The sequence below is a fragment of the Paenibacillus sp. N3.4 genome (assembly GCF_008017805.1).
Classification (GTDB): domain Bacteria; phylum Bacillota; class Bacilli; order Paenibacillales; family NBRC-103111; genus Paenibacillus_E.
Map to the genome: position 1 here is coordinate 40,239 of NZ_VRTT01000015.1, position 26,997 is coordinate 67,235.

The 26,997-nt window shown below is 43.7% G+C and carries 24 protein-coding genes and 3 pseudogenes; 6 read left to right on the plus strand and 21 right to left on the minus strand.

Annotated features, from left to right (window positions below):
• Window positions 1–15: 15 nt before the first annotated feature.
• Complete coding sequence (locus tag FU659_RS09980) at window positions 16–930, minus strand: proline dehydrogenase family protein (RefSeq protein ID WP_147947508.1); 915 nt, start codon at window positions 928–930, stop codon at window positions 16–18.
• A gap of 273 nt (window positions 931–1,203) precedes the next feature.
• On the opposite strand from FU659_RS09980, the gene FU659_RS09985 reads away from it, so the two are divergent.
• Window positions 1,204–2,955, plus strand: a complete 1,752-nt coding sequence (locus FU659_RS09985; protein WP_147947450.1) for a sigma-54 interaction domain-containing protein — start codon at window positions 1,204–1,206, stop codon at window positions 2,953–2,955.
• A gap of 99 nt (window positions 2,956–3,054) precedes the next feature.
• Here FU659_RS09985 and FU659_RS38760 read toward each other — a convergent pair.
• The 4 genes and pseudogenes from FU659_RS38760 to FU659_RS10005 form a co-directional block, all read right to left on the minus strand.
• Window positions 3,055–3,147: pseudogene (locus tag FU659_RS38760) on the minus strand (RNA polymerase factor sigma-54); the annotation flags it as partial.
• Window positions 3,148–3,277: 130 nt separating this feature from the next.
• Window positions 3,278–3,475, minus strand: coding sequence for an RNA polymerase factor sigma-54 (locus tag FU659_RS38765; protein WP_147947451.1), 198 nt, complete (start codon window positions 3,473–3,475; stop codon window positions 3,278–3,280).
• Window positions 3,476–4,186, minus strand: coding sequence for an RNA polymerase factor sigma-54 (locus FU659_RS10000; RefSeq protein WP_222708521.1), 711 nt, complete (start codon window positions 4,184–4,186; stop codon window positions 3,476–3,478).
• Window positions 4,187–4,386: 200 nt separating this feature from the next.
• Window positions 4,387–4,848 (minus strand): asparaginase, encoded by a 462-nt coding sequence (locus tag FU659_RS10005; protein WP_147947453.1) that lies wholly within the window; start codon window positions 4,846–4,848, stop codon window positions 4,387–4,389.
• A gap of 193 nt (window positions 4,849–5,041) precedes the next feature.
• On the opposite strand from FU659_RS10005, the gene FU659_RS10010 reads away from it, so the two are divergent.
• The gene (locus FU659_RS10010; RefSeq protein ID WP_147947454.1) at window positions 5,042–5,872 is read left to right on the plus strand and encodes a sugar phosphate isomerase/epimerase family protein; all 831 of its coding nucleotides are present in this window, start codon (window positions 5,042–5,044) and stop codon (window positions 5,870–5,872) included.
• An 81-nt stretch (window positions 5,873–5,953) separates the two neighbouring features.
• Here the strand turns inward: FU659_RS10010 and FU659_RS10015 are convergent, their stop codons facing one another.
• From FU659_RS10015 to FU659_RS10030, 4 genes are all read right to left on the minus strand, one after another.
• Window positions 5,954–7,036 carry a Gfo/Idh/MocA family protein gene (locus FU659_RS10015; protein ID WP_147947455.1) on the minus strand — a complete coding sequence of 361 codons (1,083 nt, stop codon included), beginning with the start codon at window positions 7,034–7,036 and terminating at the stop codon, window positions 5,954–5,956.
• Window positions 7,037–7,231: 195 nt separating this feature from the next.
• On the minus strand, window positions 7,232–7,948 hold the full coding sequence (locus tag FU659_RS10020) for a response regulator transcription factor (RefSeq protein WP_147947456.1): 717 nt from the start codon (window positions 7,946–7,948) through the stop codon (window positions 7,232–7,234).
• 96 nt (window positions 7,949–8,044) lie between these two features.
• Entirely contained in the window at window positions 8,045–9,838 is a 1,794-nt protein-coding gene (gene pnpS, locus FU659_RS10025) for a two-component system histidine kinase PnpS (RefSeq protein ID WP_147947457.1), read from the minus strand.
• Between the two features lie 140 nt (window positions 9,839–9,978).
• Window positions 9,979–11,529: a fumarate hydratase gene (locus tag FU659_RS10030; protein ID WP_147947458.1), complete on the minus strand. Its 1,551-nt coding sequence runs from the start codon at window positions 11,527–11,529 to the stop codon at window positions 9,979–9,981.
• A gap of 116 nt (window positions 11,530–11,645) precedes the next feature.
• Between FU659_RS10030 and FU659_RS10035 the strand changes: the two genes are divergently transcribed.
• Window positions 11,646–12,722: a polysaccharide deacetylase family protein gene (locus FU659_RS10035; RefSeq protein ID WP_187274053.1), complete on the plus strand. Its 1,077-nt coding sequence runs from the start codon at window positions 11,646–11,648 to the stop codon at window positions 12,720–12,722.
• Window positions 12,723–12,893: 171 nt separating this feature from the next.
• Here the strand turns inward: FU659_RS10035 and FU659_RS10040 are convergent, their stop codons facing one another.
• The 6 genes and pseudogenes from FU659_RS10040 to FU659_RS10065 all read right to left on the minus strand — a co-directional run bounded on the left by FU659_RS10040 (window position 12,894) and on the right by FU659_RS10065 (window position 17,347).
• Window positions 12,894–13,124 (minus strand): hypothetical protein, encoded by a 231-nt coding sequence (locus FU659_RS10040; RefSeq protein WP_187274054.1) that lies wholly within the window; start codon window positions 13,122–13,124, stop codon window positions 12,894–12,896.
• 215 nt (window positions 13,125–13,339) lie between these two features.
• Window positions 13,340–13,732 (minus strand): annotated as a pseudogene (locus FU659_RS10045) (3-keto-alpha-glucoside-1,2-lyase-like domain-containing protein); the annotation flags it as partial.
• Window positions 13,693–13,893 carry a hypothetical protein gene (locus FU659_RS10050; protein ID WP_147947462.1) on the minus strand — a complete coding sequence of 67 codons (201 nt, stop codon included), beginning with the start codon at window positions 13,891–13,893 and terminating at the stop codon, window positions 13,693–13,695. The gene FU659_RS10050 and the pseudogene FU659_RS10045, both read right to left, overlap by 40 nt.
• A 50-nt stretch (window positions 13,894–13,943) precedes the next feature.
• Window positions 13,944–14,816 carry a carbohydrate ABC transporter permease gene (locus tag FU659_RS10055; RefSeq protein ID WP_147947463.1) on the minus strand — a complete coding sequence of 291 codons (873 nt, stop codon included), beginning with the start codon at window positions 14,814–14,816 and terminating at the stop codon, window positions 13,944–13,946.
• Window positions 14,813–16,387: an extracellular solute-binding protein gene (locus FU659_RS10060; protein WP_147947464.1), complete on the minus strand. Its 1,575-nt coding sequence runs from the start codon at window positions 16,385–16,387 to the stop codon at window positions 14,813–14,815. Before FU659_RS10060 ends, FU659_RS10055 begins: the two co-directional genes overlap by 4 nt.
• Before the next feature lie 33 nt (window positions 16,388–16,420).
• The gene (locus tag FU659_RS10065) at window positions 16,421–17,347 is read right to left on the minus strand and encodes an ABC transporter permease (protein WP_147947465.1); all 927 of its coding nucleotides are present in this window, start codon (window positions 17,345–17,347) and stop codon (window positions 16,421–16,423) included.
• Between the two features lie 274 nt (window positions 17,348–17,621).
• On the opposite strand from FU659_RS10065, the gene FU659_RS10070 reads away from it, so the two are divergent.
• Both FU659_RS10070 and yfbR read left to right on the plus strand, forming a co-directional pair.
• Window positions 17,622–19,931: a helix-turn-helix domain-containing protein gene (locus FU659_RS10070; protein WP_187274055.1), complete on the plus strand. Its 2,310-nt coding sequence runs from the start codon at window positions 17,622–17,624 to the stop codon at window positions 19,929–19,931.
• Between the two features lie 87 nt (window positions 19,932–20,018).
• Entirely contained in the window at window positions 20,019–20,600 is a 582-nt protein-coding gene (gene yfbR, locus FU659_RS10075) for a 5'-deoxynucleotidase (protein WP_147947467.1), read from the plus strand.
• Between the two features lie 118 nt (window positions 20,601–20,718).
• Here yfbR and FU659_RS10080 read toward each other — a convergent pair whose 3' ends face one another.
• The 3 genes and pseudogenes from FU659_RS10080 to FU659_RS36990 form a co-directional block, all read right to left on the minus strand.
• Window positions 20,719–21,273: a DUF3221 domain-containing protein gene (locus FU659_RS10080; RefSeq protein ID WP_187274056.1), complete on the minus strand. Its 555-nt coding sequence runs from the start codon at window positions 21,271–21,273 to the stop codon at window positions 20,719–20,721.
• 63 nt (window positions 21,274–21,336) lie between these two features.
• On the minus strand, window positions 21,337–21,780 hold the full coding sequence (locus FU659_RS10085) for a GNAT family N-acetyltransferase (RefSeq protein WP_147947469.1): 444 nt from the start codon (window positions 21,778–21,780) through the stop codon (window positions 21,337–21,339).
• A 66-nt stretch (window positions 21,781–21,846) separates the two neighbouring features.
• A pseudogene (locus tag FU659_RS36990) lies at window positions 21,847–22,065 on the minus strand (DinB family protein); the annotation flags it as partial.
• 260 nt (window positions 22,066–22,325) lie between these two features.
• Here FU659_RS36990 and FU659_RS10095 point away from each other — a divergent pair.
• A complete protein-coding gene (locus FU659_RS10095; protein WP_187274057.1) occupies window positions 22,326–23,087 on the plus strand; it encodes a polysaccharide lyase family 7 protein in 762 nt (253 codons plus the stop codon).
• Between the two features lie 771 nt (window positions 23,088–23,858).
• Here FU659_RS10095 and FU659_RS10100 read toward each other — a convergent pair.
• The 3 genes from FU659_RS10100 to FU659_RS10110 form a co-directional block, all read right to left on the minus strand.
• Window positions 23,859–24,905, minus strand: coding sequence for an ATP synthase beta subunit C-terminal domain-containing protein (locus FU659_RS10100; protein WP_147947471.1), 1,047 nt, complete (start codon window positions 24,903–24,905; stop codon window positions 23,859–23,861).
• 213 nt (window positions 24,906–25,118) lie between these two features.
• Window positions 25,119–25,712, minus strand: coding sequence for an HAD-IA family hydrolase (locus FU659_RS10105; protein ID WP_147947472.1), 594 nt, complete (start codon window positions 25,710–25,712; stop codon window positions 25,119–25,121).
• A gap of 412 nt (window positions 25,713–26,124) precedes the next feature.
• Window positions 26,125–26,994, minus strand: a complete 870-nt coding sequence (locus tag FU659_RS10110) for a hypothetical protein (protein WP_147947473.1) — start codon at window positions 26,992–26,994, stop codon at window positions 26,125–26,127.
• Window positions 26,995–26,997: the final 3 nt, after the last annotated feature.

Genomic DNA, 26,997 nt, shown 5'->3' on the forward strand with positions numbered 1-26,997 from the left:
ATTTAGAATAAATGATTAATTAAACAAATTTTTTAAAACGAACCACACATTCGCTGGCCGTTCGGCTAAGCGCCGCATGAAATAACCAAACCAATCAATGCCATAAGGGACATATACACGTACCTTGTAACCTTCGCTAACCAACCTAGCTTGCAAATCCTCACAAATACCGTAAAGCATCTGAAATTCAAATTGATCCTTCGGAATTCCATTTTCTTCAACAACTTGCTTTGTAAACTCAATCATGCTCTCATCGTGGCTCGCTACTGCGGTATAGTTGCCGTTCATGAGATGCATCTTGATAATTTTTTTGTAATTGTCGTCAACATCTTTCTTGTCAGCGAAGGCAACCTTCGGAGATTCCTTATAGGCCCCCTTCACCAAACGCAGATTAGATTTGAGCTTGTTCAAATCTTGGATATCTTGCTCCGTGCGAAATAAGTATGCCTGAATGACAATACCGAAATTATCGTATGTCCTCCGAAGTTCTTGATATATGTCAAGAGAGATTTGACAATGAGAATAATCCTCCATGTCGATCCGCACAAAATTACCGTATTGTTGAGCCTTATTTAAAATTCTCCGCATGTTGGACATACACAAATCTTTGCTGATATCCAGTCCAAGCGAAGTCATTTTTAAAGAAAGATTGGATTGTACGCCTGCTTCTGCAATCGCTTCCAATGTTTGCAAACACATTTGTGTCGATGCTAGAGCTTCTTCCTCACTGGAAATAAACTCTCCTAGATGATCCAGCGTAACGACACGGCCAAATTGATTCAGCTTTCGAACAACGGCAATCGACTGTTTAATTGTCTCCCCAGCTACAAAGCGTGCGGCACCAAAGCGCAGGCCGTACCTTTTTGCTAATTTATTAGCAGAGCGGCTCTTCCCTAAAGCTTGAAACAAATTTCTCATGAGCACTTCCATCAAAGCCGAACCTCCTTCCTCATTTCTGATCACTTTCTAGAAATTTTGTTGTTCATATTCGTTACAATACAATAATTAATGTATTTTGTACACATATTTTTATTTTATTGTTCAAAATAATTAATTGAACACTTTTTATGTCTAAATAAACAAAAAGTGTTCTACTCTAATCATGAGTAATTATGCTTAAAAGCCGCTCTGTTGTATCACATTTCCTTTCGTGATACATTTACACTATTGAGACTTCACCAAAATATTATCGCGAGGTTGCCTATGTTCAATTATGAACACCTTCCCATTCATCGACAATTGCACACTCTTCCTTTTCAGTCGACGGTCGGCGAGATTGTTGAACACTTATATAAAGGTGTCGCGGTCTGCATTCCAGTAGAGAATAATGCCTACTTGTTTACCAACGAGGATCTTTGGCTATTTAAGCCTTTAGAACATGAAGCAGCGATCCATTTCTTGAAGGATAGAACGAATCTTTTATCTATTCTACTTCCTACTCCAGATGCAACCGTTGATGCCTGTGAATTGTTCATGCAACTGCCTTCTGCTACACAGCGGCCCATTGTGTTTAAGGAAAAAGACGGGGCGGTAGTTGGATACTGCTTGATAGCAGATATAATTACATTTCTTTGTAAAGAACAACAAAAATTCTCCTCCTACTTCTACACATTAGCCGATACCGTAACGGATGCAGTAACGGTTGTCGATTCAAGCGGGACAGTAATTTGCTGGAATTCCATTGCCGAAGAAACCTATGGCATTCTTAAAAAAGACATTTTAGGAAGAAGGATCGGCGAACACTTTGATCCGCAAGCCTTAATGGTTCTCAAGATGCTGGATGAGGGCAGAATGATTCGCAACACGTATCATCAGCCGCGTTCCGGCAATCACGTGCTGGTTAACGCCTCCCCCATTATCGATTCGAACGGTGACATTATCGGGGGAATTGCAACAGAGCAGGATATCACCCAGTTGGTACGCCTGAACGATGAATTATATTCATCTCATAGGTCTCGTCTGGATGACCAATCAACACACGATGACCCTTTTTGTTATATTAAAGGAACAAGCAGGTTAATCGGCAATGTGATACGTCTCGCCAAGAAGGTGGCAGGGACAGAAAACCCTTTATTGTTGTTCGGAGAAGCCGGCGTTGGTAAGGAACAGCTTGCTCAAGTGATTCATCAAGCCAGCCCTCGCACTGCACATCCGTTTATTACAATTAATTGCGGGTCAATTCCTGGCGGATTACTGGAGAGCGAGCTATTCGGTTTTCAGGGAGGCGCTTTTTCAGGGAATGATACTGGCAGCGCCGGTAAATTGGAAATGGCCGATCAAGGAACGTTATTTCTCAATGAAATTGATCGACTTCCAATGGATTGCCAGACCAAGCTTTTGCAATATATCCAGCAGCAAATCATCGTTAGAACCGGTGGAACCTTGCCGATTCCCTTGCGCACCCGTATCATCGCGGCTACTGAGCAAGATCTACAGATGATGGTCGACATGCAGCTTTTTCGATCCGACCTGTATTATGCTCTAAGCATAATCTCCATAGCATTACCGACGCTTCGCGAGAGAAAAGAAGATATACATGCATTAGTTCAGACGTTTGTCAGACAATTTGCTTTGAAATATCAAAAGCCGATTCCTCAGCTCGATCCTGAGGTGATGTTGGCTTTCTCCAATTATGATTGGCCTGGTAATATCAACGAGTTGATGAGTGTCGTCGAGAGATGTCTCATTCTTAGCGAGAACGAACAAATTTCTCTGTCTCACCTCCCCTTGCATCTGCAAAAAAAACAGCCGCAGCTCGATAAACCTGTAATAAAGCAGCCGCAGCCTGAGAATCAACTCAATATGTTAAAACTGCTGAGTTCAGAAGAAGAAGAACGATCCTTAATTGAAACAACGTTGGCCAAAACGCTAGGCAACAAAAGCGCTACAGCGAAACTATTGGGGATCTCTCGAGGTACCTTGTACAATAAAATGAAGGAGTTTCAATTATTATAAAATTTCAATACCGAAAGCGCGTCCCGATTGCAGAGGACGCGCTCTCTTTTTTTCATTCGTAGACAGATTGTTAATTTCGATTTTTGCGCAGGGAGGAGGTCAAATACCTAACTCCTCTCGGTATTTGGAAACTGTCCTGCGAGAAATATGAACGCCTTCTCCAGCGAGCAGTTCAGCTAATTGTTGATCGGAATAAGGTGCTTTTTACTTTCCAGAAGGACCATATCTGTTTGATGCGATGCTTCACCATCTGATTAGAAATAGTGTGTCCTTGAAAGGTTTGGAGACCTGAAGAAAAGAAAAACTTTAATTCATACAATCCCTATGGCGTCTGAATATATTTATTCTGGACAGCTCTGCTGATCGTCGATTCATGCAATCCTAAACGGTCTGATACTGCTTTTAGATTTAACGGTTTCATATACTCGGGCCCCCGAATAAGAAATGACACTTGCTCATCAACGAGCACTTGAATGACTCGCAGCAGAGTAAAATTGCGTTGTTCCTGACTTTTCAGCAACTAACCAGCCGATTTAAATTTATCTTTGAGATAAAAGGAAGCCTCTTCTTGCCGCTCTTTCACAAATCGAGTATATTCCGAATTCATGGATATGCGCGGCATATATTTGGTGTTCATATGAATAGTGAAACCAAGTTCATCTTTGTGAATGTAGGCATCCGGAATGACATAGGGGTGGTGGTGGAAACAGGGATAAGCTTGACCGGGCCAAGGATTAAGTGTCTTGATATAAGCAATGATTTGAACGGTTTGTTGTTCCGGCAGCTTAAGGCGGTTGCCGATTTCCTTAAACTTTCCTTGCGCAAGCAAAGCTAAGTGTTCCGTTACACAAGCGTAAGCCCCCACACAAGCAGAAGGGTCCTTGCGAATTTGCAGCAGCAGGCATTCCCGCATATCTCTCGTCCCGACCCCGGTTGGTTCTGTCGCTTGAAGTGCAGCAGGCGCGGATTCCGCCAGTTCCCTTGAAGCTCCAAGATTGGTGCACGCTTCTTCCAGCGAAATGCTCAAGTAGCCTTTCTCATCCAAATTCCCGGCCAAATAAATCGCCAATTTACGATCGTCACTAGCTAGATGGCTAACGCGCAATTGCGAGCATACATGTTCCTCAAGCGATTCTTCATGTGCTTTAAGAAGCAACAACGGGTCCGTATGTGAAGTATCCTGAGATGAAGCAGAACGCACTCTCCAATAAGTGTAGTCGGATTCTTCCACTTCCAGAAAAGCATGGTGGCCTTAATAGCATCGCCGAGCATTCTGGACTGCTGCAGACGAATTTCCTTACGGTCAATTGTTGCCTTTTGGTACATGGTTACCGTTACAACGACAGCTAAAAGAATCATGGCTGCCGCAGCCAAAGCGACGAGCGTATAAAATTTTCAGCCTAATCGTAGCAGATAAACGGAACGGCAATTTCATCCTGCAGTCTCCTTGCAGTTCGGCAGCCGAAAGACAGGCTCGATCCGTCCGACTTCAGCTTGAATGCAATTGCGGATTAGCGGATAGCGATATGACACAAGTTCTTGCTGCTCTTGTTGATCGATCATCCCAAGTTGAACTAATGTTTCTATTGCTGCCGGATAAGCAGCCCGGTAATTGCCGTCATCAATTTTGATCGCCATGCCGATCCCGCTCTCCACCAGCCCTATGCAATATACGCCCTCGGCTCCTCCTTTGGCGACTACTTTATTAGGCAGGGCTCTCATTAAATCCGTGCAGAGCACATCAATGCCTCCAACCATCTCTGTCTGCTCCATCATGGAACCGGCAATTCGTCGAACCGCCATCTTCATCGAATGGCCGTCTATGGCAGATGGCATTGCCAGTAAAGCGTACATATGGTGCGACTGCTTAATGGACATAAAAGCTAAACTCATTGCAGCTCGTTGCCCTTCTCCCCATGGAAGCAAGTGGGAGCTGCAGGAGAACCAGAAAATTTAGCAGCTATCCTTCTCATTTATGGCAGGAATCACGCTTTCCGAGTAGAAGATTAACTTGAAGTATACGCCTATGGGGGATTCGTATTCCCCGATCGCACGACGGGCAATAATCTACAGGGAGCGTGCTGTGATGTCGTATTTATCTTTAAGCACTTGGAGCTTACACCGAAACCTTGGTCCTCTTCATTGGCATCATTGGGACAGTGAAGCACGAACAATCATCTCAACCGAGGCTGCCCAACCGCAAACCATTCATCTTCTTGATTTGCCTCATCGTTTGGCCGAAGAAGGATTTTCCGCGCTGGAAATCGGCCATTTTCATTTTCCAAGCACAGAACCTGATTATTTAAAAGAACTCAAACATGCCTTCCTACAAAGCGGAATCGTGTTCGATACCTTGCTTCTCGATTATGGTGATATTTCCAGCGCTGACGAAGACAGAAGAGCAGCCGATATCCGGTTTATTCAGCATTGGATTGATGTTGCAGCACGCTCGGGTGCTAAGCGCATACGTGTAATCGCAGGTGACAGTGAGCCCACGGATGAAATGGCTTTAGCTAGATCTATCGAAGCTTTGCGTGAGCTCCATGCGTATGGATGCGAACGAGATGTCCAGGTTATTACGGAGAATTTCAAGAAACTAACATCCACTGCGGATAACTGCCTGGCCATTATGAAAGCTTTGGACGGCAACATGCAATTGATTGCTGACTTTGGAAATTTCCATGGTGCCGGTAAATACGATGAACTTTCAGCCATTCTGCCATATGCTGTATCCGCACATGCCAAAGCACATTATGACGATCAAGGGTTTCCGGATGTTTCCGAATATAAGCAATGTCTCGACCGTCTCACGGAAGCGAACTATCAAGGAGCCATTTCATTAATCTATGATGGTGCCGGCGATATGTGGGAAGGGATTAACAGAATCCGAAACATTGTACAGCCTTATCTGGACTAGCAGCACAATAACGACAAAAATCCTCTTCCTTCGAGACAGCTCGAAGAAAAGAGGATTTTATTTCCCAGGAAATCGTCGATCCTAGTCGAAATAGACCGCTTTACCTGTTTTTGCTGATTCATAAATGGCTTCCAAAATTTCAGATACGACACAAGCTTGTTCAGGTGTTACAACAGGATCTGTATCGTTCTCAATGGCTTGAATCCATAGACGCATTTCCAGATCAGGGGCACTATCGGCTGCACCATCATAGAAAGCAACACCGCCTGCTTGCAGCTCGACTTCTGTCGTATACAAACGGCTATGCTTCTCGCCATTAATGCGCAAACCGTTTTTCATATCGGCTCCGCCTTCTGTACCGCTTAGTGTACATTTGGCTTCATCAACTTCAAGTGTGTTCAGTGCCCAGCTGGACTCTAAAATAATCGTTGCGCCATTTTTCATTGTAATCATACCAAATGCGGAATCTTCAACCGTAAACTTGGATGGATCCCAAGGTCCCCAAGCGTTCGCAGCGTTCTCACGTTGTGACAGCTTATGATACGAAGTTCCAAGTACAACCTTCGGCTCGTAGTTGTTCATCATCCATAAGGTCAAATCCAGGGCATGCGTCCCAATATCGATCAGCGGGCCTCCGCCTTGCTTTTCTTCGTCCAGGAATACTCCCCATGTTGGTACAGCGCGGCGGCGAATCGCATGTGCCTTGGCAAAATAAATTTCTCCTAGCTCACCTTCTGAGCATAATTTGTGCAGGTGTTGGCTATCGCTGCGGAAACGGTTGTTGTAACCAACGGTTAGCTTTTTGCCAGTACGTTTGGCTGCTTCTACCATGCGGCGAGCATCAACCGAAGTTTTAGCCATTGGCTTTTCAGACATGACATGCTTGCCAGCCTCTAAAGCAGCTATTGTAATTTCTGCGTGGGAATCATTAGGTGTACATACGTGAACGATATCAATAGACTGGTCCTTTAGGACCTCGCGGTAATCTTCGTAAACACGCGTCTCCCCTTTGCCGTATTTACTGGCAGCTTCATGTGCTTTTTCCGATACGATATCACAGAAAGCAACCATTTCAACATTATGTAATTTGTGCAAACTTGGCATATGCTTGCCATTTGCGATGCCTCCGCAACCAATAATTGCAATCCGATACATTTTCGACATAAATCAATGATCCTCCTCAAAGGTATATATTCTTATCTTTCTCATATATGGGTTGAACTAGTCCAATAAAAGTATAACAAAATTTCATGAAAATAAAATTTCGAATCTGGCGAAAATTGTATGCGATTGTGCCATTGCGTTGACTAAACTTAACAAAAAAGCCTAGAGCGCTGATGAACCAGCACCAAAGGCTTATTATTTGCGAACCATGCTGGCTACAAGCTTGTAACCCACTCCACGAATCGAATCAATCTGTACCGATTGCTGATTCATCTCCAGCTTCTTGCGAAGCGAGCTCACATGCACGTCAACTGTTCTTTGACCGCCGATATAATCAAAACCCCAGACAATATTCATCAGATCGTCGCGTGTAACTACGACCCCAGGACGCTGTACCAGATAAAGCAGTACCTCGAATTCTTTGGGTCTTAGTGAAATCGACTCTCCATTCAGAACGACTTCATATTTCTCTGGATAAATAAATAATTCGCCTGCCTGAATGACTTTTTCATTCGATTTGTGCCTTTCTACCATCGCATCCTCTGACTGCGTTCTGCGCAATACGGCAGATACGCGCGCTAACAGCTCAGCCACTCCGAATGGCTTCGTTATATAATCATCTGCGCCATGTTTGAGCCCTTGAACAACTTCATCCTCGGCATTGCGGGCTGTCAAAATGATAACAGGGGTACTGTTCCCTTTTTGCCGAAGCTTGGCCAAAATCTCAAAGCCGCTGAGGCCCGGCAGCATAATATCCAGAATAATTAAATCGTACATCTGCTGCAAAGCTTCTTGAAGTCCGTCACCGCCATGATCAACAACCTTGGTATCATATCCTTCTTGGGAAAGATTATAAGACAGCAATCGGGCCAGCGTCGGTTCATCTTCAATAACAAGTATTTTTTGTGCCATGGGATCCCCCGGATTTACAGTTTATTAACATTGCACATCTTTATTTTAACACAGTATTGTAAATGGAATGTAAATGTTTCGTGCATTTCGTGTAAATTAGTGAATGACAGGCAGTTCTATGGTAAACTTCGTACCAATTCCGAGTTCACTATCCACCCGAATCGTTCCTTTATGCATCTCAACAAGATGCTTGACGATCGATAACCCCAGTCCTGTTCCTCCTGAGCTTCTCGATCTTGCCTTGTCTACACGATAAAATCTCTCGAAGATACGAGGTAAATCTTTCTTTGGAATCCCAATTCCTGTATCCGAGACAATGATTCGCAACCGCTCATAATCGCCATCCACATTCATATCAAGAGGCTCAACACGTACCTTGACCTTGCCGCCTTCTTGCGTATATGAAATCCCATTGGAAAGCAGATTGATAAAAATTTGTCGTAAGCGATCCTCATCGGCTTCAATATAAATATCGTCATCAACCTGCATGCTCAGTTCAATATGCTTCTTCTCAGCTTCTTTTCTTAGCACATTTAAAGACCTATCAAGAAATTCCGGCAAATAAATCGGCGAGAAATTCATCGGAATCCGTTTCGATTCAATCTTGGATAATTCAAGAATATCACCAATCAACCGATTCAGCCGCTCGCTTTCATCAAAAATAATTTGTAGGAATGACACAGCCGTTTCCTTATCGTTAAGCGCACCGGCAAGCAGCGTCTCTGCAAAGCCCTTAACTGCGGCAATAGGTGTCTTCAATTCATGCGATACATTCGCTACGAACTCGCTGCGCATTCGCTCCAATCTGCGCACGGCCGTAATATCGTGGATGACGATAAGAACGCCTGACCACTCTTCATCTTCATGAGCAATGGGATTCAGACTGATATCCAAAATACGCTCTGCCGGATAATAGAAAATCATTTCATCGCGAATCGGGTCACGTGATTCAATACATTCCTGAATCAACTGCGTGAATTCATATTGCTGCTTCGCCTCATTATATTTCTTGCCCAGCAGTTCCTGTGAGGAAAAACCGAGAATGTATTCCGCAGAAGGATTCAGCAGCATAATCCGTTCATCTCGATCGATCATCATGATGCCGCTCATCATATTTTCCATGACGCCCTGGAGTCTGCGCTCGTTCTCTTGAATCCGCTCCATTTGCTGCTGCAAGCTCTCGGACATACGATTTATGGCTTGACCTAGCTGCCCAACTTCATCATTCCGATAAGATGGTACGCGAGATTCGTAGTTCATATTCGTAATTTGCTGAGCAACCTTCGTCATCTTCTCGATAGGTCGCGTGATTCCTTTCGCTATGCGATAGCTGACGATACCGGCAATCAGAAATAATAGGACAAGACCGAGAGCTAGGAAATACCATAATCTGCGAATGGAATCATCCACTTGCTCCAAGCTCAGCGCAATACGCAAATATCCAGACACTTGCTGATTGCTTTTTATAGGGATAGCGGCATAAAGCATATTCTCTTTTAATGTGTCGCTATAACGGGTAACGTAACCAATTCCCGCCGTTTTTGCGGCAGCTATTTCAGGTCGATTCAAATGGTTATCCATTTGCTCCGGTTTCTGATCCGAATCACCTAAAACATGACCATCAGCACGAACAAAAGTCAATCTAGCTTTGGTGGCTTCTTTTATTTTCTTCGCTTGTGCGGTGTAATAAGCGATAAGCTCGTCTTCGGTCCCCGATCGATTCCAATCACTGGTAGCATTGATTAAATTGAGCTCCCGCTCCATATTATCTTTTAATGCCTCTACATGAGCATCTTCAAGCACTTTCGCCATAAAAACGCCGGCAATCAACATCGAGCAGCCAATTAATAAAACCAAAATCAAAGTAAGTTTGGCACGGAATTTTGTCATCCGTTATCTGTCCTCCGATACATAAGTGCGTCTACCCTATGAGTTCAAATATAAAGAAAAAGGGCTACTCTACATAGTAACCCTTTCCTCCGTACCGAAGCCAGTTTTTTTTTGTAAATGCTTAATTGAACATCTAAGCTTTACTTAAATACAGGCTCTTTCAATGCAGCCAGTTTTTCTAACGAGTTTTTCTCCACATCGGCATGTAAGCTGTTGCCATGGGAATCCATCGTAACAATCGCTGCAAATCCCTGTGTTTCGAGGTGCCACATCGCTTCCGGAATTCCGAATTCCATGTAATCGACGCCTTCAACCTTTTTGAAACACTGTGCATAGTATTGTGCTGCGCCACCAATCGCATTCAAATACACACCGCCATGCTCTTGGAGCGCAGCCAAAGTTTTGGGACCCATCCCGCCTTTACCGATCACAGCGCGAATCCCGAACTTTTTAATGATTTCACCTTGATATGGCTCCTCGCGAATGCTTGTCGTCGGGCCAGCTGCTTTCACATGCCATTCACCGGCTTCATCTTTACTCATCACCGGTCCACAGTGATAAATAGCTGCGCCGTTCAGATCAACTGGAGCGTCATGATCCATCAAATATTTATGCAAAGCGTCGCGACCTGTGTGCATCGTGCCATTAATCACGACGACATCTCCAACTTTCAATTGACGAATTTGTGTTTCCGATATCGGAGTTGTCAGCACAATTTCACGACGTTCTTCAGCTGTCGAATTTTTTGCGGTCTCGCTGCTCGCGTTAAATGCTTCCTGGAACGAAACTTCTGTTCCTCTTGGGTAAGACCATCCGTTAATTTCACCGGATTCTGCATTCAGAATTACGCCTTGACGGCGGAACGCCCAGCAGTTGTAAGCAACGGATACGAAAAAGCTCGCTGGCAAGCGGTTCATAACGCCAACTTTACAACCCAGCAATGTCACCTGGCCGCCAAAGCCCATCGTTCCGATACCGAGCGTATTGGCATGTTCCATCACATACTCTTCCACTTTGCGCAGATCCGGATGAGGGTTCACATCGTCAACATGACGGAATAATTGATGCTTCGCCAATTCATAACCGCTTGTGCGATCCCCACCGATGCCAACTCCGATAAAGCCGGCGCTGCAGCCTTGACCCTGGGCTTGATAGACAGCGTGCATCACGCATTTGCGAATACCGTCCAGATCGCGTCCTGCTTTGCCAATGCCTTCAAGATCAGCCGGTAAGCTGTACTGAATGTTCTTATTCTCGCAGCCGCCACCTTTGAGGATCAGCTTGACTTCGATATCCTCACGTTCCCATTGTTCAAAATGAACAACTGGCGTTCCGGGCCCCAAATTGTCTCCGCTATTCGCTCCAGTAAGGGAATCTACCGAATTCGTGCGAAGCTTGCTCGCTTTCGTTGCATTGGCGACCGCTTCAAGAATTTGCTTCTTCATGATAATTTGGTTTGCTCCAACCGGACAGTGTATAATAAACGTTGGCATGCCTGTATCCTGACAAATTGGAGATACATTGGTTTCTGCCATATGGATGTTGTCGGCAATGCGAGATAAGGACATCGCTGAGCGCGTTCCTTTATCCTCGTTTTCTTGAGCGGCTTGTACCGCACGGCGAACGTCACCTGGAAGGTTTGTGGAAGTTTCGACAATCAAATCGTAGACGCTTTGATAGAAATGCTGCATGACTAGGTCTGGCTCCTCTCTCAATTTCATACCTGATAATAATTACAAACTATTATAACATACCTCAAAGGAAGAGTTCGATGCTTCTTGTGAGGAAAACAAGGAGATTCATGAACATGTATAAGAGAATCGCCATTACGATCCTAGTTACGCTTATCGGCTTAACCCTATTACTTACACCATTGCAAGCCGAACGATCCGGACAAATCTACTACGAAGATCAGGTCGCTGTCCTGATGTACCATCATGTCCATGATACGGACCAGAGCTCAAGCACCATTACCACATCGCTGCTGCAAAACCAGCTTCAAGCTTTGCTCAGCAAAGGCTATCATTTCATCTCTTTACCGGAATTCAAACAGTACATGGAAGGTGCAACCGTCCCTTCCAATGCTGTGCTTATCACGTTTGACGATGGCTACCAAAGCTTTTATACGTCGGCATATCCGATTTTGAAAAGCTTGCGGATTCCCGCTGTGAACTTCGTGATCACGACCGATTTGAGCAATCCGCTAGGCTCCTACATTCCTTCGATGTCGAAGGAGCAAATCAGCGAAATGACACATGCTACGAATTTTATTGACATCGGCTGCCATACGAATAATCTACATCATAAGCTGCCTAGCGGACAAGCCGCTTTAGTCGGCCGACTGGATGAGAACGGAACGGTAGAGAATGAGGATGCCTATAAGCAGCGCGTCTTAAAAGATACACAAGCTTGCGTTGGCAAGCTTGCAGGATTAACCGATGCGCCGCTCGATACGATGGCTTATCCATTCGGCATCACGTCGCCCGCGGCGACAGAGCTTGTGAAGCAGGCGGGCATCCGCTACGCCTTCACGATTTCGCCGGAGATGGCGACGCGCAGCGCCGATCGCTTATTGATCCCGCGGATCAACGCGGGCAGCCCCGGCATCACGCCGGAGCTGCTGCAGCGCTCGATCCAGCGCCGCATTGTGGCGCAGTCGGGCACCGCCCCGCTGCGCGTAGACGTGAACAGCGCCGTCGCACAGCTCGGCGGCGGCGTCAATAAAGAAGGCGGCGAGCTGCGCTTCCGCCTCGGGCAAGAAGCATTCACCTTGACGGTGAATGCGAAGAAAGCACGCGCGGCGAAGCGCGCGTCTCGTTTCAGCAGCCCGTGCTGCTCGAGCACGGGCACGTCACGATCACGCTTGACGACCTGCAAGCGTTAATCGGGCAGCCGCTCGTCTACACCCCAGCCACCGGCAAGGTGGCGGCGCGGGTGACGCCGAGCGTCAAATGAAACAAAGATGACCCACCTGTAAACGGGAGGCCACTGAAAAACCCCGTTTACAAAAATGGGAAAAAGTAAAAGGCTCATCTTTTAGAGTCCGTACTTGATTTTAAACAAACAGGTAAGATTGGCATCCTGTGAATTCGGATCCACCCGTCTCGACTACGATGGTATAACGATTGGATAGGCAAGCGGACATAACAGCCGTTATTTGCCCTTTATCCCTCGCCTTGCGCCTGTTTACGGACATACGTTCCGTTAAGTGCGGAGAAATCGTAGACATCGGCCTCTGATCGCTCGAATAACGGCGCTGATGTCCGTTAAGTTTCAAATAGGCCATTCAAGACGATAATAACGGCTCCACAATCCGTTCATCGCCTCCCCCTCTTTCCTTTCGTCAAGCTCCAATTTCAATATTGAGCGGCCTAAAAAAGACGACTCTAAAATTCAAAAATGAATTTGAGTCGTCTTTTTTGATACAACTATTTAATTCCTTCAAAAAACCGAAGTTTTTCAGTGGCCTCGTAAACGGGAGGGTCATCTTTGTTAATAAAGCTATTGAACAACCACATCATCAAACTTAGCACTGGAGCGATGCGCGTTGAGCCCAATTTGTCCGGAGCTTATGCTTGAGTCAGAAGCGGTCAATTCCAGATTGCCATTCACCCAGAACTCCAAATTGCTTCCATTCACGACCGCTTTCATCGTATACCAAGTTCCCGTCGTCCAAGCATAATTTTTGGAAGATAGCGTTGTCAGAACGCCGCCGGCTTTTTTCTGAATTTTCAGCTGTCCCGTTAGCTTATAATACTGGAAGTTGTAATAATTGTTGGCATCCTGATAACGGGCATCCAAGCCAATCCCCGCATAGCCGCCACTATCAAAACTGTCTGCTTTCACTTTGGTGCTTAATGCATAATTGGTCCAGCCAACGTTTCCTTTAATCGAATGGGAATCCGCAGCCGTTGAATCGCTTTGCTGATATACTTTGGTGCCATCCGTAACATATTGGCTGTAGCTGCCTTGACTGTGCCCGCTTCAAGAAAAATGGATGCAAGTAAAGAGAATAAAAGCATGCATGATACATACACGATTGCGTTTTTTCTCATACGTCATACCTCCATTAAATCAAATTATTGGACTGGAACCAATCACCGATTCAGCCCTTAACAGCCCCTAAAGATAATCCCTTTACAAAATAGCGCTGTAAAAAAGGATATAAGATGACGATTGGAGCCGATGCCAATACGACCGTGGCCATTTGGGTCGAGACCGGCATGGGCAGCACCTCGCCTGCGCTTAACTGGGAGTAAATATCGCTCTGTCCCACAAGAACTACCTGTCTGAGCAGGATCTGCAGCGGCCACAAAGAGGAATTGTTCAAATAAAGAATCGCCGAGAAATATTGATTCCAATTGCCTACGGCATAAAATAAAGTGAACGTGGCCAGCGATGGAATGGAGAGCGGCAGCACAATTTTAAAAAAGATACCCAAATCGTTACAGCCGTCAATCGTTGCAGATTCAATAATGCTTTCATGGATCGATTCAAAAAATTCCCGCATCACGAGCAAGTTAAAGGCTGAAACAGCCGTTGGGATGACGAGTGCCCAAAGCGAATTAATCAAGCCAGTTGCCTTGACGATCAAATAAGTAGGAATCATCCCGCCACTGAACAGCATGGAGAATAAGACCATGAAGAGCAGCATGCTTCTTCCGCTAAATCGTTTTCTGGAACAAACGTAGGCAAGTAAGGAAGTAACGGCCAGATTCACAAAGGTGCCTACCACTGTAATCCATACGGTATTTTTGAGAGAGGAAAAAAATACGCCCGTATTGAAGATGTACTGGTACGCTTTGAAATCAAAGCCCTTCGGCCATAAAATGAATTTACCTGATATGATCTCATTCAAGGAAGCAAAAGACATCGCTACGACGTTTACGATTGGCAGCAAACACATAAGCGTTAGCAGGATCAAAATAAGCAGGATGATTCCGTCCATTAACCTATTGGTCAGCTTGGAAGACCTCATTTCCGGGCTCTCCAAGCCTCATTCATTTCGGTAAGCACTTGTTTGCCGCCTCTTGTTTTCCATTCGTCAAACATTTGATCCAAATAATCAACAGGCTTTTCACCTACGATAATTTTCACTACGCCGTCTACCGTGCTTTTGTATAGTTCTGCTCCTTTATCGGCATAAGTTTGGGAGAACAGGCCAACTTCCTGTGACGTGTATGGCTTTCCTTGCATAGCAACGGCGAACGAGTTTTGTTTCAGTTTCGTCGTTTCTGGCGTATCAGCCGAGCTTAGAATCCATTCGCCTTCATTCGCATGATTCGTCAGTTGATATTTGTTCGGTCCCTCGGTTTTACCAAGATCCGTGACTGCCTTCTGGCCGTTATCCGTTTTATAGTGGATACCGTCAACCCCCCATTTGAAGAAGTTTGCGCCTTCGTCACCCATTTGATCATCCAAAATTTTCAGCACCTTTTTCAGCTTTCCTTCGTCTTTCAACAAATCTTTATTGAGCGCGAAGACACCGAAGAAACCACTGCTTTTTACATAACCGCCGTCAGATCCGTCCGCAGCCTTAAGTGGCGGAATGGCAATCATTTCGAATTTCGGATTAGCCGCTTTTGCCTTCGTCAACCGCTCTGGCGTAAAACCGGTGTAACCCCAATTCGCAACTACGCCGGCTTTGCCAAGCAAAAAGTCATCCTCTACCTGCTGATCTTTCTTAATGGCGAAGTCTTTCGCAATGATCCCCTCTTTATAGAGTTTAGCCAGGTAGCCGATGGCTGCTTTATTATTCGGTGCGAACTCGCCCGGAACGATGCCGCCCTTGCCATCTTCCACCCACCCTACGCTCGGTCCCGCCTTCATGCTCGCCATCAGAGAAACGAACGGATAAGCTCCGTTGATGCCTGCTCCACTATTGACCCCGGCCGCTAAACCATAAGTGTCATCTTTGCCATTCCCATCTGGATCTTTTTCCTTAAAGGCTTTCATCACTTCATAAAGCTCGTCGTACGTCGTCGGCACTTTCATCCCCAGCTTATCCAGCCAATCTTTGCGCATCACGAGTGTTGCGCCCGGAATCCCACGCAGGCGCGGAATACCGTAAATGTGACCTTTATTTTTGAGTGTATCCATAACTTCCTTCGGCAGCTTAGCGAGATTCGGATAATTTTTGCTATCTGCCAAATAAGCTTCAAGCGGCAAAAATTGATCGCTGCCAATCGCATTGAAATAAATAGCATCCAGATAAGGAAACAGTACGGTATCCGGGATATCTCCCGACGCCAACGTGACCCCCATCTTGTTGTTGTATTCGCCAGCGGCAACCGGTATATAATCGAATTCAATATTGTAACGATCTTCAATGGCTTTCTTCCCTGTGCTGGAGTCCGGAGGCGCAGCCCCGTAAAGGATATTCATAGCACGGATTTTATATTTTTTCTCTATCGCCTGTGCAGTTTGTGCAGGCTGTTTGCTTGAATCCGTACTTTGTGTCCTCACCTCTCCTTTACTGCATGCTGCCAGTAACGATGCGGCCAATAGGAATGTGGAGGTAACTGTCAACGCTTTCATAGATTTTTTCATTGTAGACCCAACCCTTCGCTTTTATTTGTTTGTTTAATAAACTCCTTTTTCACCAAACGTCCGTGCCAGTTTATTCGCTGCGACGATCAATATCATACCAACGATTCCTTTTAACAGACCAACTGCCGTTGTAAAACTAAAATTTCCGTTAACGACACCCATCCGGTATACATAAGTATCCAGCACTTCACCGACTTCAGAAACGGAAGCATTCAACATCAAATACACTTGTTCAAATCCAACATCCAGCACCGTGCCTAATCGCAATATAAATAAAATGATAATGGTAGAGCGGATACCCGGAAGTGTTACGTGAAAGATTTGTTTAAGCCTGCCCGCTCCATCCATTTTGGCCGCTTCATAAAGCTCAGGATCAATCCCTGTCAGAGCCGCCAAATAAATAATCGTTCCCCAGCCGGATTCCTTCCAAATGACCTGCAAAATGAGCATCGCCCGGAAATTATCTTTATTGGAGAGAATATTGATCGGCTGCATGCCCCAATCCTTCAGCAAATGGTTTACTTGCCCATCGCTTTGAAACAATAAATAGAAGATCCCCGCTACAACGACCCAGGATAAGAAATGAGGCAAATACAGCAGCGTTTGTACCACTTTTTTGAACAATACTGCCCTTATTTCATTTAATAAAATGGCAATCACAATGGGGATTGTAAAAGCAAACACAATCTGATAAAAGCTGATGATGACTGTGTTCATAAAATAATGGCCAATCTCGGGCGAATCGAAAATACGGCGGAAATTGTCCAGCCCTACCCACTGGCTTCCAAGAAACCCTTTGGACGGCACATACTTTTGAAAGGCAATGACGATCCCGAGCATAGGAACATATTTATAGATACAGAAATAAATCACACCTGGCAAAGCCATTAGCCATAAATACCGTTCTTTCATGAAGCGCTGCCACCATACGTTGGGTCGCCTTCCTTTAATTACTTCCATGATGTCTGTAATACTCCTTTCTTTGGTCATCGTTGATCACTTGCTTCCCACATCATAAACAGTAGGTCTCAGACTGGGCAATCAACCTATTTTGCGCAAAAATAGTGTATGCACAACGCGCATACTCCTGATGACTGAAGACGCATTACCTTTTTTTGCAGAAGAAATACGGCTCAGCAAAAAGTGTGTACCGTGTAAACGCCAAGAGGTGAACCTGAATGTGTTATACTATCTTCAAAAATGTACATACACGCAAATGATAAGGAGATTGGATATGGATTATCAATCATGGCGTCGACTGAAACAATTACTGAATACTAAAACGCCCGGCTGGAAAATGAAAAATCGGCTATTGATCTCCCTTATCCTCTTATCCAGCATCCCTGTGGCTATTATGGCCCTATCTTCCTCCTTCATCAGCAATCGGATTATTAGTGACCAAACGAATCAAATGCATCAAGTCTTCTTGAATCAAGTGGAAAAGGAAATGAATAACCAGTTTAAAAAGTTCGATGAACTGATGCTGCAATATACGTATGATAATTCGGCACTTAATCGTTTCACTAATGATGATTTAACGTATAAAAACTTTCAACTGGTCAATGATCTGTTCACTGTCTTAACAAACTTGCGCAGCGGGATGGAGAATGTCGTTGAAATCGATTTTTACAGCACATCTTTCGATAAAATTGCCACCTCCAGCGGCTTTCTGCTGCAGCCAGACGAGTTCTTCGATCCATTGGCTTTGCAAAAATCGAAAACGCTTACTAGATACGGTACTTGGATCGATACGCGAGTGCAATTGAACACCCGATTGGATCGGCCTGTCATTACTTATATCAGACCTACCTACAACCCCGGCTCTAATGCGGTAAAAAGCTTTTTTATCGTTTATTTGGATGCCGCTACTTTGAGCAGCAAACTGAAAGCCAACGTTAGCGATCCCGCGACCTATCTTGTGCTTAATGCGAGCGGGTACGCCGTGCTTCACTCTGATGTGGCTAAAGTAGGAAGCTTGCTGAATACACCCAACTTTATCGCTGAGCTCTCCAAAGGCAAAAATTTACCGAATTACCGATTTTCCATGCCTATGGACGGCAAGCCGTCGCTGATCAATACCGTATATTCCCCTAACCGTGATTGGTATTATGTCTCTATTTTACCTACAGATTTGGTTGCGAAGCAGACCAATCAATTACGAAACATTCTACTTGGGGTCAGTCTGGCTTTCATTCTGCTAACAGTCATCATTGCCATACGTACATCCAGCAGCATCTACCAGCCTGTACAAAGGTTGACCCAGCGGGTTTTTAAACACAAGGAGTCGGGCAAAACGAAGGATGAAATGCACTTCATTGCGGAATATATTCAAAATGTGGAAGAACACAATGATATTCTAAAAAAGAATCTCAAGGAATATCAAGCAACCGCGGAACATTATAGTCTAATGAGCCTGCTTATCGGGAATTCCAATGATTTGACCTTGCAGCAGGGGACCTTTCACAATAAGCAAATTTGTTTGTTCCTCATTGAAACAGATCCGCTGTATATGAAATCGCAGTATTCGAGAGGCGACCAATTCCTGTTCTATTATGCGATCGAAAACATCGTAGATGAGATTTTGAGCAAACAAGGAAAAACAAGGATCATGATGATTCAGCCCGGATTATTTGCCATTCTCCATCAACCGGAACACATCAGTTCTCACGTGTCGCGCATCTGTGCCAATGAACTGCTGCATGCCGTTCGCACCTACTTGAAGCTGAACTTCGTCATTTCTGTCAGCTACTCGGAGTCCGGCCTGCACGGTATACATGATGCCTTCTTGCAGGCAAAACGTGCTCTTCGTTACAGCTTTTCCCTCGGTGCTAATCAAGTGATCATCAGCGACGAATTGGACCCTGCCGTATCAGATCAGGCCGATGCGTTGGTTGATATAGAAAATCTTATTATGCATTCGCTTCATGCTTCAAACTATACAGAAGCATTGGAGCACTTTTCGCAGCTGATCCAGTTGTTGAAAGATGATATTACATTAACGTCCGATGTTCTGAAGTCATATTGCTCACAGCTTCTTGGCGTCATGCTGCATTCGGTCGGAAAGCATCATCACGAGCATGCTGAATCCGTTAACATGAAACAATTGACAATGGAATTGGAGCGCCAGCGCAATTTGCAAGACATCGAAGCTTTTTTCCATAAGCAGTTTTTTGATAAATTAAACGCTCCGCAGCCTGAAAAAACGTCGCTGGAGAAGCAGCAGGTCGACGAAGTCGTCGCTTACATACAAGCTCATTATGACGAAGATATCTCGCTGCAGCTGTGCGCAGAGCTCATCGGACTCAGCAGCTCTCAGCTTAGCCGCTCTTTCAAGAAAATAATGGGTATTAATTTCGTTGACTATGTCATTCAGCACCGCGTCGGAATTGCCAAAGAGCTGCTTAGCGATCCGAAAAACTCCATTCAAGCCGTTACTGAGAAACTGCGCTATACGTCGGTTAACAGCTTTATACGCATTTTCAAAAAAATCACGGGGACTACGCCAGGTACTTATCGGAAAGATGCACAGGACGTGCGGCTATAAACGACGTGCATATATGGTCTTTCTTGCTATTGGAATTTTCGGCGCAGAAGCGTTACTATAAGAAGGACCAACTTCAAGGAGGACTTTATGAGCCATCACTTTTTTGCCTATTTATATCGATTGAAATATATCGACCGTTGGAGTCTCATGTGGAACATGCGCCGAGATACCGTAGCTGAGCATTCCTACTATGTCTCCGCGATCGCTCATATGCTTTGTACCATTGCTAATGAAGTATATGGCCGCAACGTGCCAACTGACCGTGTCGTGTCTATTGCTTTGTTCCACGATGCATCCGAAGTGTTAACTGGTGATATTCCCCAGCCTGTTAAACATAAAAACGAGCAAATTTTGCGCAATTTCCGCGAGATCGAAGACGTAGCCGTTGAACGTTTGATCCAAACGATCCCTCCGGAGATCAGCGATTTGTATCGCGGCCTGATCCAAGATCCGGACCCCGAGCTTTACCGTTGGGTGAAAGCAGCAGATCTGATTGAAGCTTACATTAAATGCTTGACCGAGTTATCCACAGGCAACCGCGAGTTCGTCGTGGCTAAACAGCAAATTTTTGAAAGTCTACAAAAAATGAATATGCCGGAAGTTGACTACTTCCTTACACATATGAGCGCTTCCTTCGAGAAAACATTGGACGAAATCACGCTCGATTAGTCGGCAAATTTGGCCCAATAGAAAACACAATTTCCTCAAAAATAGAAACAGCGGCAGTCATGGACGAATTATAGTCCTAGACTGCCGCTGTTTTATTGCTTTCCTTCTTCGTTAGAGTTTAATGATATTTATCAGGTACTAGTATACTATCTTCTTCTATTGATCCGTCCGTAATAATTGCGCTCTTGTATCGAATAGTCCAAACCGCTGATTTCTCATCATAAATCACTTCTTTAATGACAAGGATGTCTATACTTGAAATCTTCTTATTGATGAGGGCTTTACGTATGACTTCGTCTTGAGACAGGGCTGCTGCTTCTGGTTTGTGTATGTTGGAAATGGTAACTTTAGATGCTTTTCCTTGAGCAGGGTATGACGTAGCTATGGCACCTATAAACCATACATGAACGTATTGTCCAACCTCTATATCTGAAGGCATATTTGAAACCCATACTGCATCGTAAAACTCTTTTCTCGTTTGATTTATTTCTTTACTTATGGGACTAACCACTAAGGCTCTTTGATTTTCAAGCTTGGTAATATAACCTACAAATTCTGTAGAACTGGATTTATTAGTTTCCGCCAATGGAGATTGCTTAGGTTCTACTTTGTTGGTACAAGCGTTCAGAAGAAGTAATGCAATGAAAAAGAGAAAGAAACAATTATTTTTCAATGGATAACCTCCTCTGCGTCTTACATAATTGATGTTGCAATTCAGCTCTATTTCTTCGTTTGTTTAGAACTTTTTTATAAAATTCTTTTGATCCTTTGTAAACATATAGCCTCGTTTTTCGTAGAACCTGTGAGCGTTTATTCTGCTTGGGTGAGATAGTAATTTAATCCCAGAAAAACCATTATTCTCTCCCCAATGTTCAAGATTCTCAATCAACATACTACCTACACCCTGATTTCTATACTTTTCTTTTACAACAAACCCTAAAACGTTTACTAAAGAGTCAGAAAAAAGCAACTCATATGGACTACCATGAATATATCCTATTACCTCGTTGTTTTGTTCACAAACCAAAATGATATCCTTTGTTTTGTTTGTAATGACTTCAATCTTTTCTTTTACTTTTTCTTCAGAAAATAATTGTAAATTGGGGTTAAAGATTTGGTTTAACAAATAAATATCATGATAATCTGCTACCTTAATTTCCCTAATGGTTTTTTCTATCATTTTGATTTCCTCAATTCCCTATAGCTTCACGAAAGTCTGAAACGCAGCCCTTTTGAAAATACGTCATTATTTTTTCAATATACCTAAATATTCTATCCAAGGCCCAACATCCGTCCTGTACCTCTCAGCCATTACCCGTACCATTTGAGCAAAGTGCGTTAAATCATGAACAACCCAGGTAGAAAGCAGTTCTCTTAATTTCACTACACCGAAGCTAGGGTGTAAACCCGTCAATTCCAGATTCATTTCAGATTCAATAAGAACCCTAAGTTTGGTTATATTTTGTTACCAGATAAAAAAACTCCAAAAGATATTGAACTATTCGCCAACTAATCGATATTTCCCTTTAAAGCTAATGAACTAAAAATACTCCGATAGCTCAGCCTTCCTCTTTCACTCAAATTAAGCAATAAAACAAAAGTTTTGAGCAATACAGTGAAACAAAAGGGAGCGTATTTATTATAAAGTAGTAATGTAAACGTTTGCAAAATAGCTTTGTGCCCATTGTGAACGTTTTCAAAACATACGATGAGAGGATGAGAATTATGAAATTTGCTGCTCTAGGAAAGGCTAAAAAAATTGGTTTAGCACTTGGTTTGACCGTTTTGTTGAATGTCCCTGTGATGTCGCTAGTAAGTGCTGCACCAAGTATTGATTACCATGTATGGTCATTGCAGCAGCCGGACGGCTCGACGATTAGTTCGTCGCAATTGGTTTCGGGATATACGAGCAAATATTTTTACACAGCTTCCGACGGAGGTCAGGCGTTCATGGACCCTAAGACCGGAACTACGACATCGGGCTCGTCTCATCCTCGTTCAGAGATGAGAGAACAAACGACCAGCGGAAGCAATGCAGCTTGGAGTTGGACCGGAACTAACACAATGGCGAATACAGCTGCTGTGACATTACAGGGTGGCGGTTCTAGTGGTTCAACTACGATTGGACAAATTTTCAATAGTACCGATTCCATACCTTTGGTCGAGTTGGAGTACGAAGCAAGCCCCAACTCAAACGGGGGTAATTTCAAATTATTATATGAAGAAGCAAAAGGAGCCGGTACCTACACTGACTTAAGCACCAAAGCTGCTCTGGGTTCAAAATTCACTTATGAGATGTCACTAACAGGTGGCGTAGCGACCGTTAAAATTAATGGTTCACAGGTATTTTCCAAAAAACCAAGCTTCTCGGGAAAACAATTTTACTTCAAGACCGGCAATTACGATCAAACTGCAACATCAGGTTCGGTGAGCACTACGCCATATACCATTGTTGAGCTTTATTCCGTCAACGTAGTACACAATTAAGCTATATAAAGAGCACATTACAACCAGACCACCGTGTGAAGACGCGGCCACTGAAAACGTAGTATCGACATTTTTTTAAGATGAAAAAAGACCGCTTTTAGCCTGTAGAGTGGCTATTAACGGTCTTTTCATTGTTTTTCTATCAGATCATACTTAACAATCATTGCTTCACAGAAAAAATAATTTTTTCAGAGGCCTCTGGGTTAATGAATACTGCTTTTTAGTTCAGCGCTGCTCTTAAACTGTAAAAGCGCAGTTATTTTCGATTGTAATCGTTTTTTAATAGTGAAATCTTGCAAATCTACAGGCATTCCGTTTATTTCTTGTCCTAATTTGAGATAGGGTGAATGAAAACATGTATTTTCGTATGAATGATAAGCGGCTGGATACATGGAGTTATTTAAAGATGTACAATTGCATGTTTTCTTCAACTACACTCCCTGCATCGCACTTCACCCAAGCTCATACCGCACAACGTGTTTGCCTTCCGCGACGGTCGGTGGAGAAAACCAGCCCTTTGCGCAGAGTCATTGCAGTGTTCGGACAACGGTACGATGATTAATGTATAAGTGAGTTTTTATACCTATGGGGCGCAGCGGACGAGCGAGTGTGCAGCAAGGCGAATGTTTTCTGGCTCCGTCATACTTTTCAAGTTGATACTCATAAATGGCTCAGCCGTTTTAAATATCACCACGCAGTAAAAGAAGTGTTAGGCTCTAGGGCCTCGCAATTGAAACGGGACCGTAACATTTTGTATGGATGGGCTATTTTTTATTGTAAACGGCCGATATACATTAGTTCTTTAATATCTTTCTGATCAACAACACCTTCTAAAATTCGCTGAACATCTTGTAGGGTCTCTTGAAGAGAAACTGTGACGCCGACTGTCCCTGTAAAAGCTTCTGCTACATATAGTGGCTGCGTGAGGTAAGCCTCGAGGCGCTCTCCACGCATAAAGGTTTGAGTTTCGGAAACAGGAAGTCCTTCTTTACCTTGCACTTGAACCAAAAATCGCAATTCCTTATAACGACGCAGTAATTTCTTGGCCTTTTGTCCAATCGATTGATGAAGGGGATCTGCATTAGTACCCTCGATAATTTCGGAGGTGGAGAGCAATGGATTCACAGAAGGGTAAATGTGTCTAACTGCCAAATCCGCGTCGAATTGCCATAGCGTTTCAAGCGGTCCGAAAGGTAAGTCTTCGTCGATAGCTTCACCTTTCAAGTCTACGAGAAAAGTGGTTAAGGAAACAACATCAGCTTGATGCAGACGGTCCTGTAGCGTATAAATTTCATTACTTAAGACATGGGATCGATCCGCAGCGAGAATTACATCACGAGTAGAGCCGATCCTACTGATATGTGCATAGGCTTCTTCCACACTGTTGCAGACCACTTCCACATCTCCTGTCACGTCTTCAATTTCTGGATGATCCCCTTCTGGCTTAAGAAGCACGGTAGCGTAGCCCTTTTTTCTCAATCTATAAAACAGTTCAGCGAGTATCACTAATTGGCCCATCATCGGGCGAGCTACTAAACCAGTGGTTCCGCCTTTGACTAACGGTGCAAACAAATCCAACATCTTAATTCCGGTTTCAATCATTTCGAATCTCTCCCCAAATAGAATAAGTTCATCCAGGCTGCATCTAGCCAAAGAAGCTAAAGCTACAAGTGTTCGAACTTCTGCACGGCTTACAGGAATTTTTCCAGTGCATAGGTTCGAAACCGTCGCGGAACGTAAACCAACTGATCGAGCAGCACTCGTCAAATTGGGAACACGTTGGCGAAGAAGTGGAACATTAAGTCGCATGTCTTCCAATATTTTCAACCCCCTTACGCTTAAGAGTAATATTATTTACTTCGAAATGCAATATTTTTTACTTCCTAAATAATATTTATTACTCCATAGCGTAATTTATTTATTTTCACATAATTATTCGCTCTACTGCTCAATTTTTGGATAAACCAAAAAAGAGCCGCGCCAAAGCAGCTCCTTATCTCTTCTCGTTAGTTGAACGAGATTACTCAATTCTTATGTTTGTAGTTGAGATATTAGGGGTATGATTCTTTCTATCCAATTACCGTTCTCGTCAGCTAACAACGTGTTCCACCCTAGCTCTTTTGCTTCTTTAAAATTTTTTTCTTGGTCATCAACAAACAAGACATTACATTCATTACTTAATTGCATTTTAACAAGAGTGAATATTTCAGACTCTGGTTTACAATAACCCACCTGACTGGATATAGTTATACTTCTTACATAACTTTCGATTGGCTTTATAATTGGTTGAATCCATTCAATACGATGATTACTTACTATGTGGATATTAGCATATTCGCTCCATGTCGCTACTTCTCTGATAGCTGGCAATGGTTTAATATTTGAAATAAGAATGGCCTTTGCTTTATCTCTTTTAATTGCTGGAAACTGCTTACAAAGTTGAGCCCAAAACTCTCCCTCGGAGACTTTACCGGTCCATAGCTCCTCACGTATTTCCTTTTTAAACTGAACAAGCATCTCATAAGATGTTTTTGACTCTTCGGATAATTCCTGCCAAAAGAATGGAGAAAAATTTGTAGCTAGCACACCTGCAAAATCAAGAATTAATTCTTTTTTAATTGCCATATCCGCACCCCCTCTATTAACATCACGAAAACAATATTCGATTGGTACATTGAAAACGCCTCTAACGCTTTCTGCCATAGTTGGCAATTGGACAATATTTTCGGCCTACTTCACAATCATGAAACTTAGATACCTAATGTTTTTTCCCTTTCCGATTTTTTCGTTAAACAAACTTTTATTGAATTTGCACATTGAAATATCTAATTTTCGCCCTATTCTTAGGTGGTTTAAGTTACTTTTTAGATAAATTCCAATATTCCTAGGCATCGCAATTATGATATTTAGTGCAATGCTCATACTTGTTAAATAATCGTATCATCTGAAAGAAGACACTGTTTCTAAAAATGTAAAACACCGAATCTCTCGATCCGATGTTTTGTCAGCTATACTCGCTGAAACGTTAATATCCAAATTAATGCCGCCGGGCCATTTGCATTTCATAAATACGGTCTCGGGTATCAGCAGGTCGATACTTTTTTAAAGCGCCTTGGTCATATGTAAAAAAAGTATAGTAAGCATCATTGCCGATTTCAATGAAATATTTCCCTTCCTCCATAAAGAGAGATGAGTAGGAAGGCGTATTATTATCAGCATTTGGGAACAAGCTCGAATCCATTTGTATGACGGTGAATTCAAAGCGGTCAGACTCTGGAACCCAGCGATGGATTTCAACAGCAGGAGGCACCCAATCCGTCTGATTGCCAACCCACTCAGGGACACCATCGTCGTCAATATCGATAGAAATGGCTCGGTGCCCTTGAAAATCTACAACCTTCCAAGAATCTGTATGTTTGTAGTAAACAAGCAGCCCGTTCTGCGATCCAACGGAACCGAATGGCACTTCTATAGAGGCTCCGGACACTTCACCGGTTACGAATTTCAATGGGTAAATCCACGAAGCATCCTGCCCCCCGTCGACGCCGGATAAGTAGCCTAACCTCCATTCCGACTTCTCCCCTTTAAGATATGCCATCATACTCGATGGTGAGTCAGGGTTTGAATATACACGAATTTCCGCCTGGGATTGCGGAAAGGTGAAGCTCCGAACAAAATTTGCCGCTGCAGGAGGAGAACCGTATTCTAGTGGTTGCCCTAAACTTTCGACATATGGAATCATTACCTGCTCCGGAAATAAATCCGGCCGATAGACAGCCTGAGCTTGTTGCGGGTCAAAGTGCCCAGTAGTTGATGTAGTGCTAATATGTTTTTGCTCGTTACTGCACGCAATGATAGTCAGTAAAAACAGTATTAAGATTACGATGCGCTGAACTATACTTTTCATCTT

Excerpts from the sequence above, each read along its gene's own strand:
- FU659_RS09980 (WP_147947508.1), bottom strand. The coding sequence starts at position 930 with ATGGAAGTGCTCATGAGAAATTTGTTTCAAGCTTTAGGGAAGAGCCGC.
- FU659_RS09985 (WP_147947450.1), top strand. The coding sequence starts at position 1,204 with ATGTTCAATTATGAACACCTTCCCATTCATCGACAATTGCACACTCTT.
- FU659_RS10005 (WP_147947453.1), bottom strand. The coding sequence starts at position 4,848 with ATGAGTTTAGCTTTTATGTCCATTAAGCAGTCGCACCATATGTACGCT.
- FU659_RS10010 (WP_147947454.1), top strand. The coding sequence starts at position 5,042 with ATGTCGTATTTATCTTTAAGCACTTGGAGCTTACACCGAAACCTTGGT.
- FU659_RS10015 (WP_147947455.1), bottom strand. The coding sequence starts at position 7,036 with ATGTCGAAAATGTATCGGATTGCAATTATTGGTTGCGGAGGCATCGCA.
- FU659_RS10020 (WP_147947456.1), bottom strand. The coding sequence starts at position 7,948 with ATGGCACAAAAAATACTTGTTATTGAAGATGAACCGACGCTGGCCCGA.
- pnpS (WP_147947457.1), bottom strand. The coding sequence starts at position 9,838 with ATGACAAAATTCCGTGCCAAACTTACTTTGATTTTGGTTTTATTAATT.
- FU659_RS10030 (WP_147947458.1), bottom strand. The coding sequence starts at position 11,529 with ATGCAGCATTTCTATCAAAGCGTCTACGATTTGATTGTCGAAACTTCC.
- FU659_RS10035 (WP_187274053.1), top strand. The coding sequence starts at position 11,646 with ATGTATAAGAGAATCGCCATTACGATCCTAGTTACGCTTATCGGCTTA.
- FU659_RS10040 (WP_187274054.1), bottom strand. The coding sequence starts at position 13,124 with ATGGCCTATTTGAAACTTAACGGACATCAGCGCCGTTATTCGAGCGAT.
- FU659_RS10050 (WP_147947462.1), bottom strand. The coding sequence starts at position 13,893 with ATGAGAAAAAACGCAATCGTGTATGTATCATGCATGCTTTTATTCTCT.
- FU659_RS10055 (WP_147947463.1), bottom strand. The coding sequence starts at position 14,816 with ATGAGGTCTTCCAAGCTGACCAATAGGTTAATGGACGGAATCATCCTG.
- FU659_RS10060 (WP_147947464.1), bottom strand. The coding sequence starts at position 16,387 with ATGAAAAAATCTATGAAAGCGTTGACAGTTACCTCCACATTCCTATTG.
- FU659_RS10065 (WP_147947465.1), bottom strand. The coding sequence starts at position 17,347 with ATGGAAGTAATTAAAGGAAGGCGACCCAACGTATGGTGGCAGCGCTTC.
- FU659_RS10070 (WP_187274055.1), top strand. The coding sequence starts at position 17,622 with ATGGATTATCAATCATGGCGTCGACTGAAACAATTACTGAATACTAAA.
- yfbR (WP_147947467.1), top strand. The coding sequence starts at position 20,019 with ATGAGCCATCACTTTTTTGCCTATTTATATCGATTGAAATATATCGAC.
- FU659_RS10085 (WP_147947469.1), bottom strand. The coding sequence starts at position 21,780 with ATGATAGAAAAAACCATTAGGGAAATTAAGGTAGCAGATTATCATGAT.
- FU659_RS10095 (WP_187274057.1), top strand. The coding sequence starts at position 22,326 with ATGAAATTTGCTGCTCTAGGAAAGGCTAAAAAAATTGGTTTAGCACTT.
- FU659_RS10105 (WP_147947472.1), bottom strand. The coding sequence starts at position 25,712 with ATGGCAATTAAAAAAGAATTAATTCTTGATTTTGCAGGTGTGCTAGCT.
- FU659_RS10110 (WP_147947473.1), bottom strand. The coding sequence starts at position 26,994 with ATGAAAAGTATAGTTCAGCGCATCGTAATCTTAATACTGTTTTTACTG.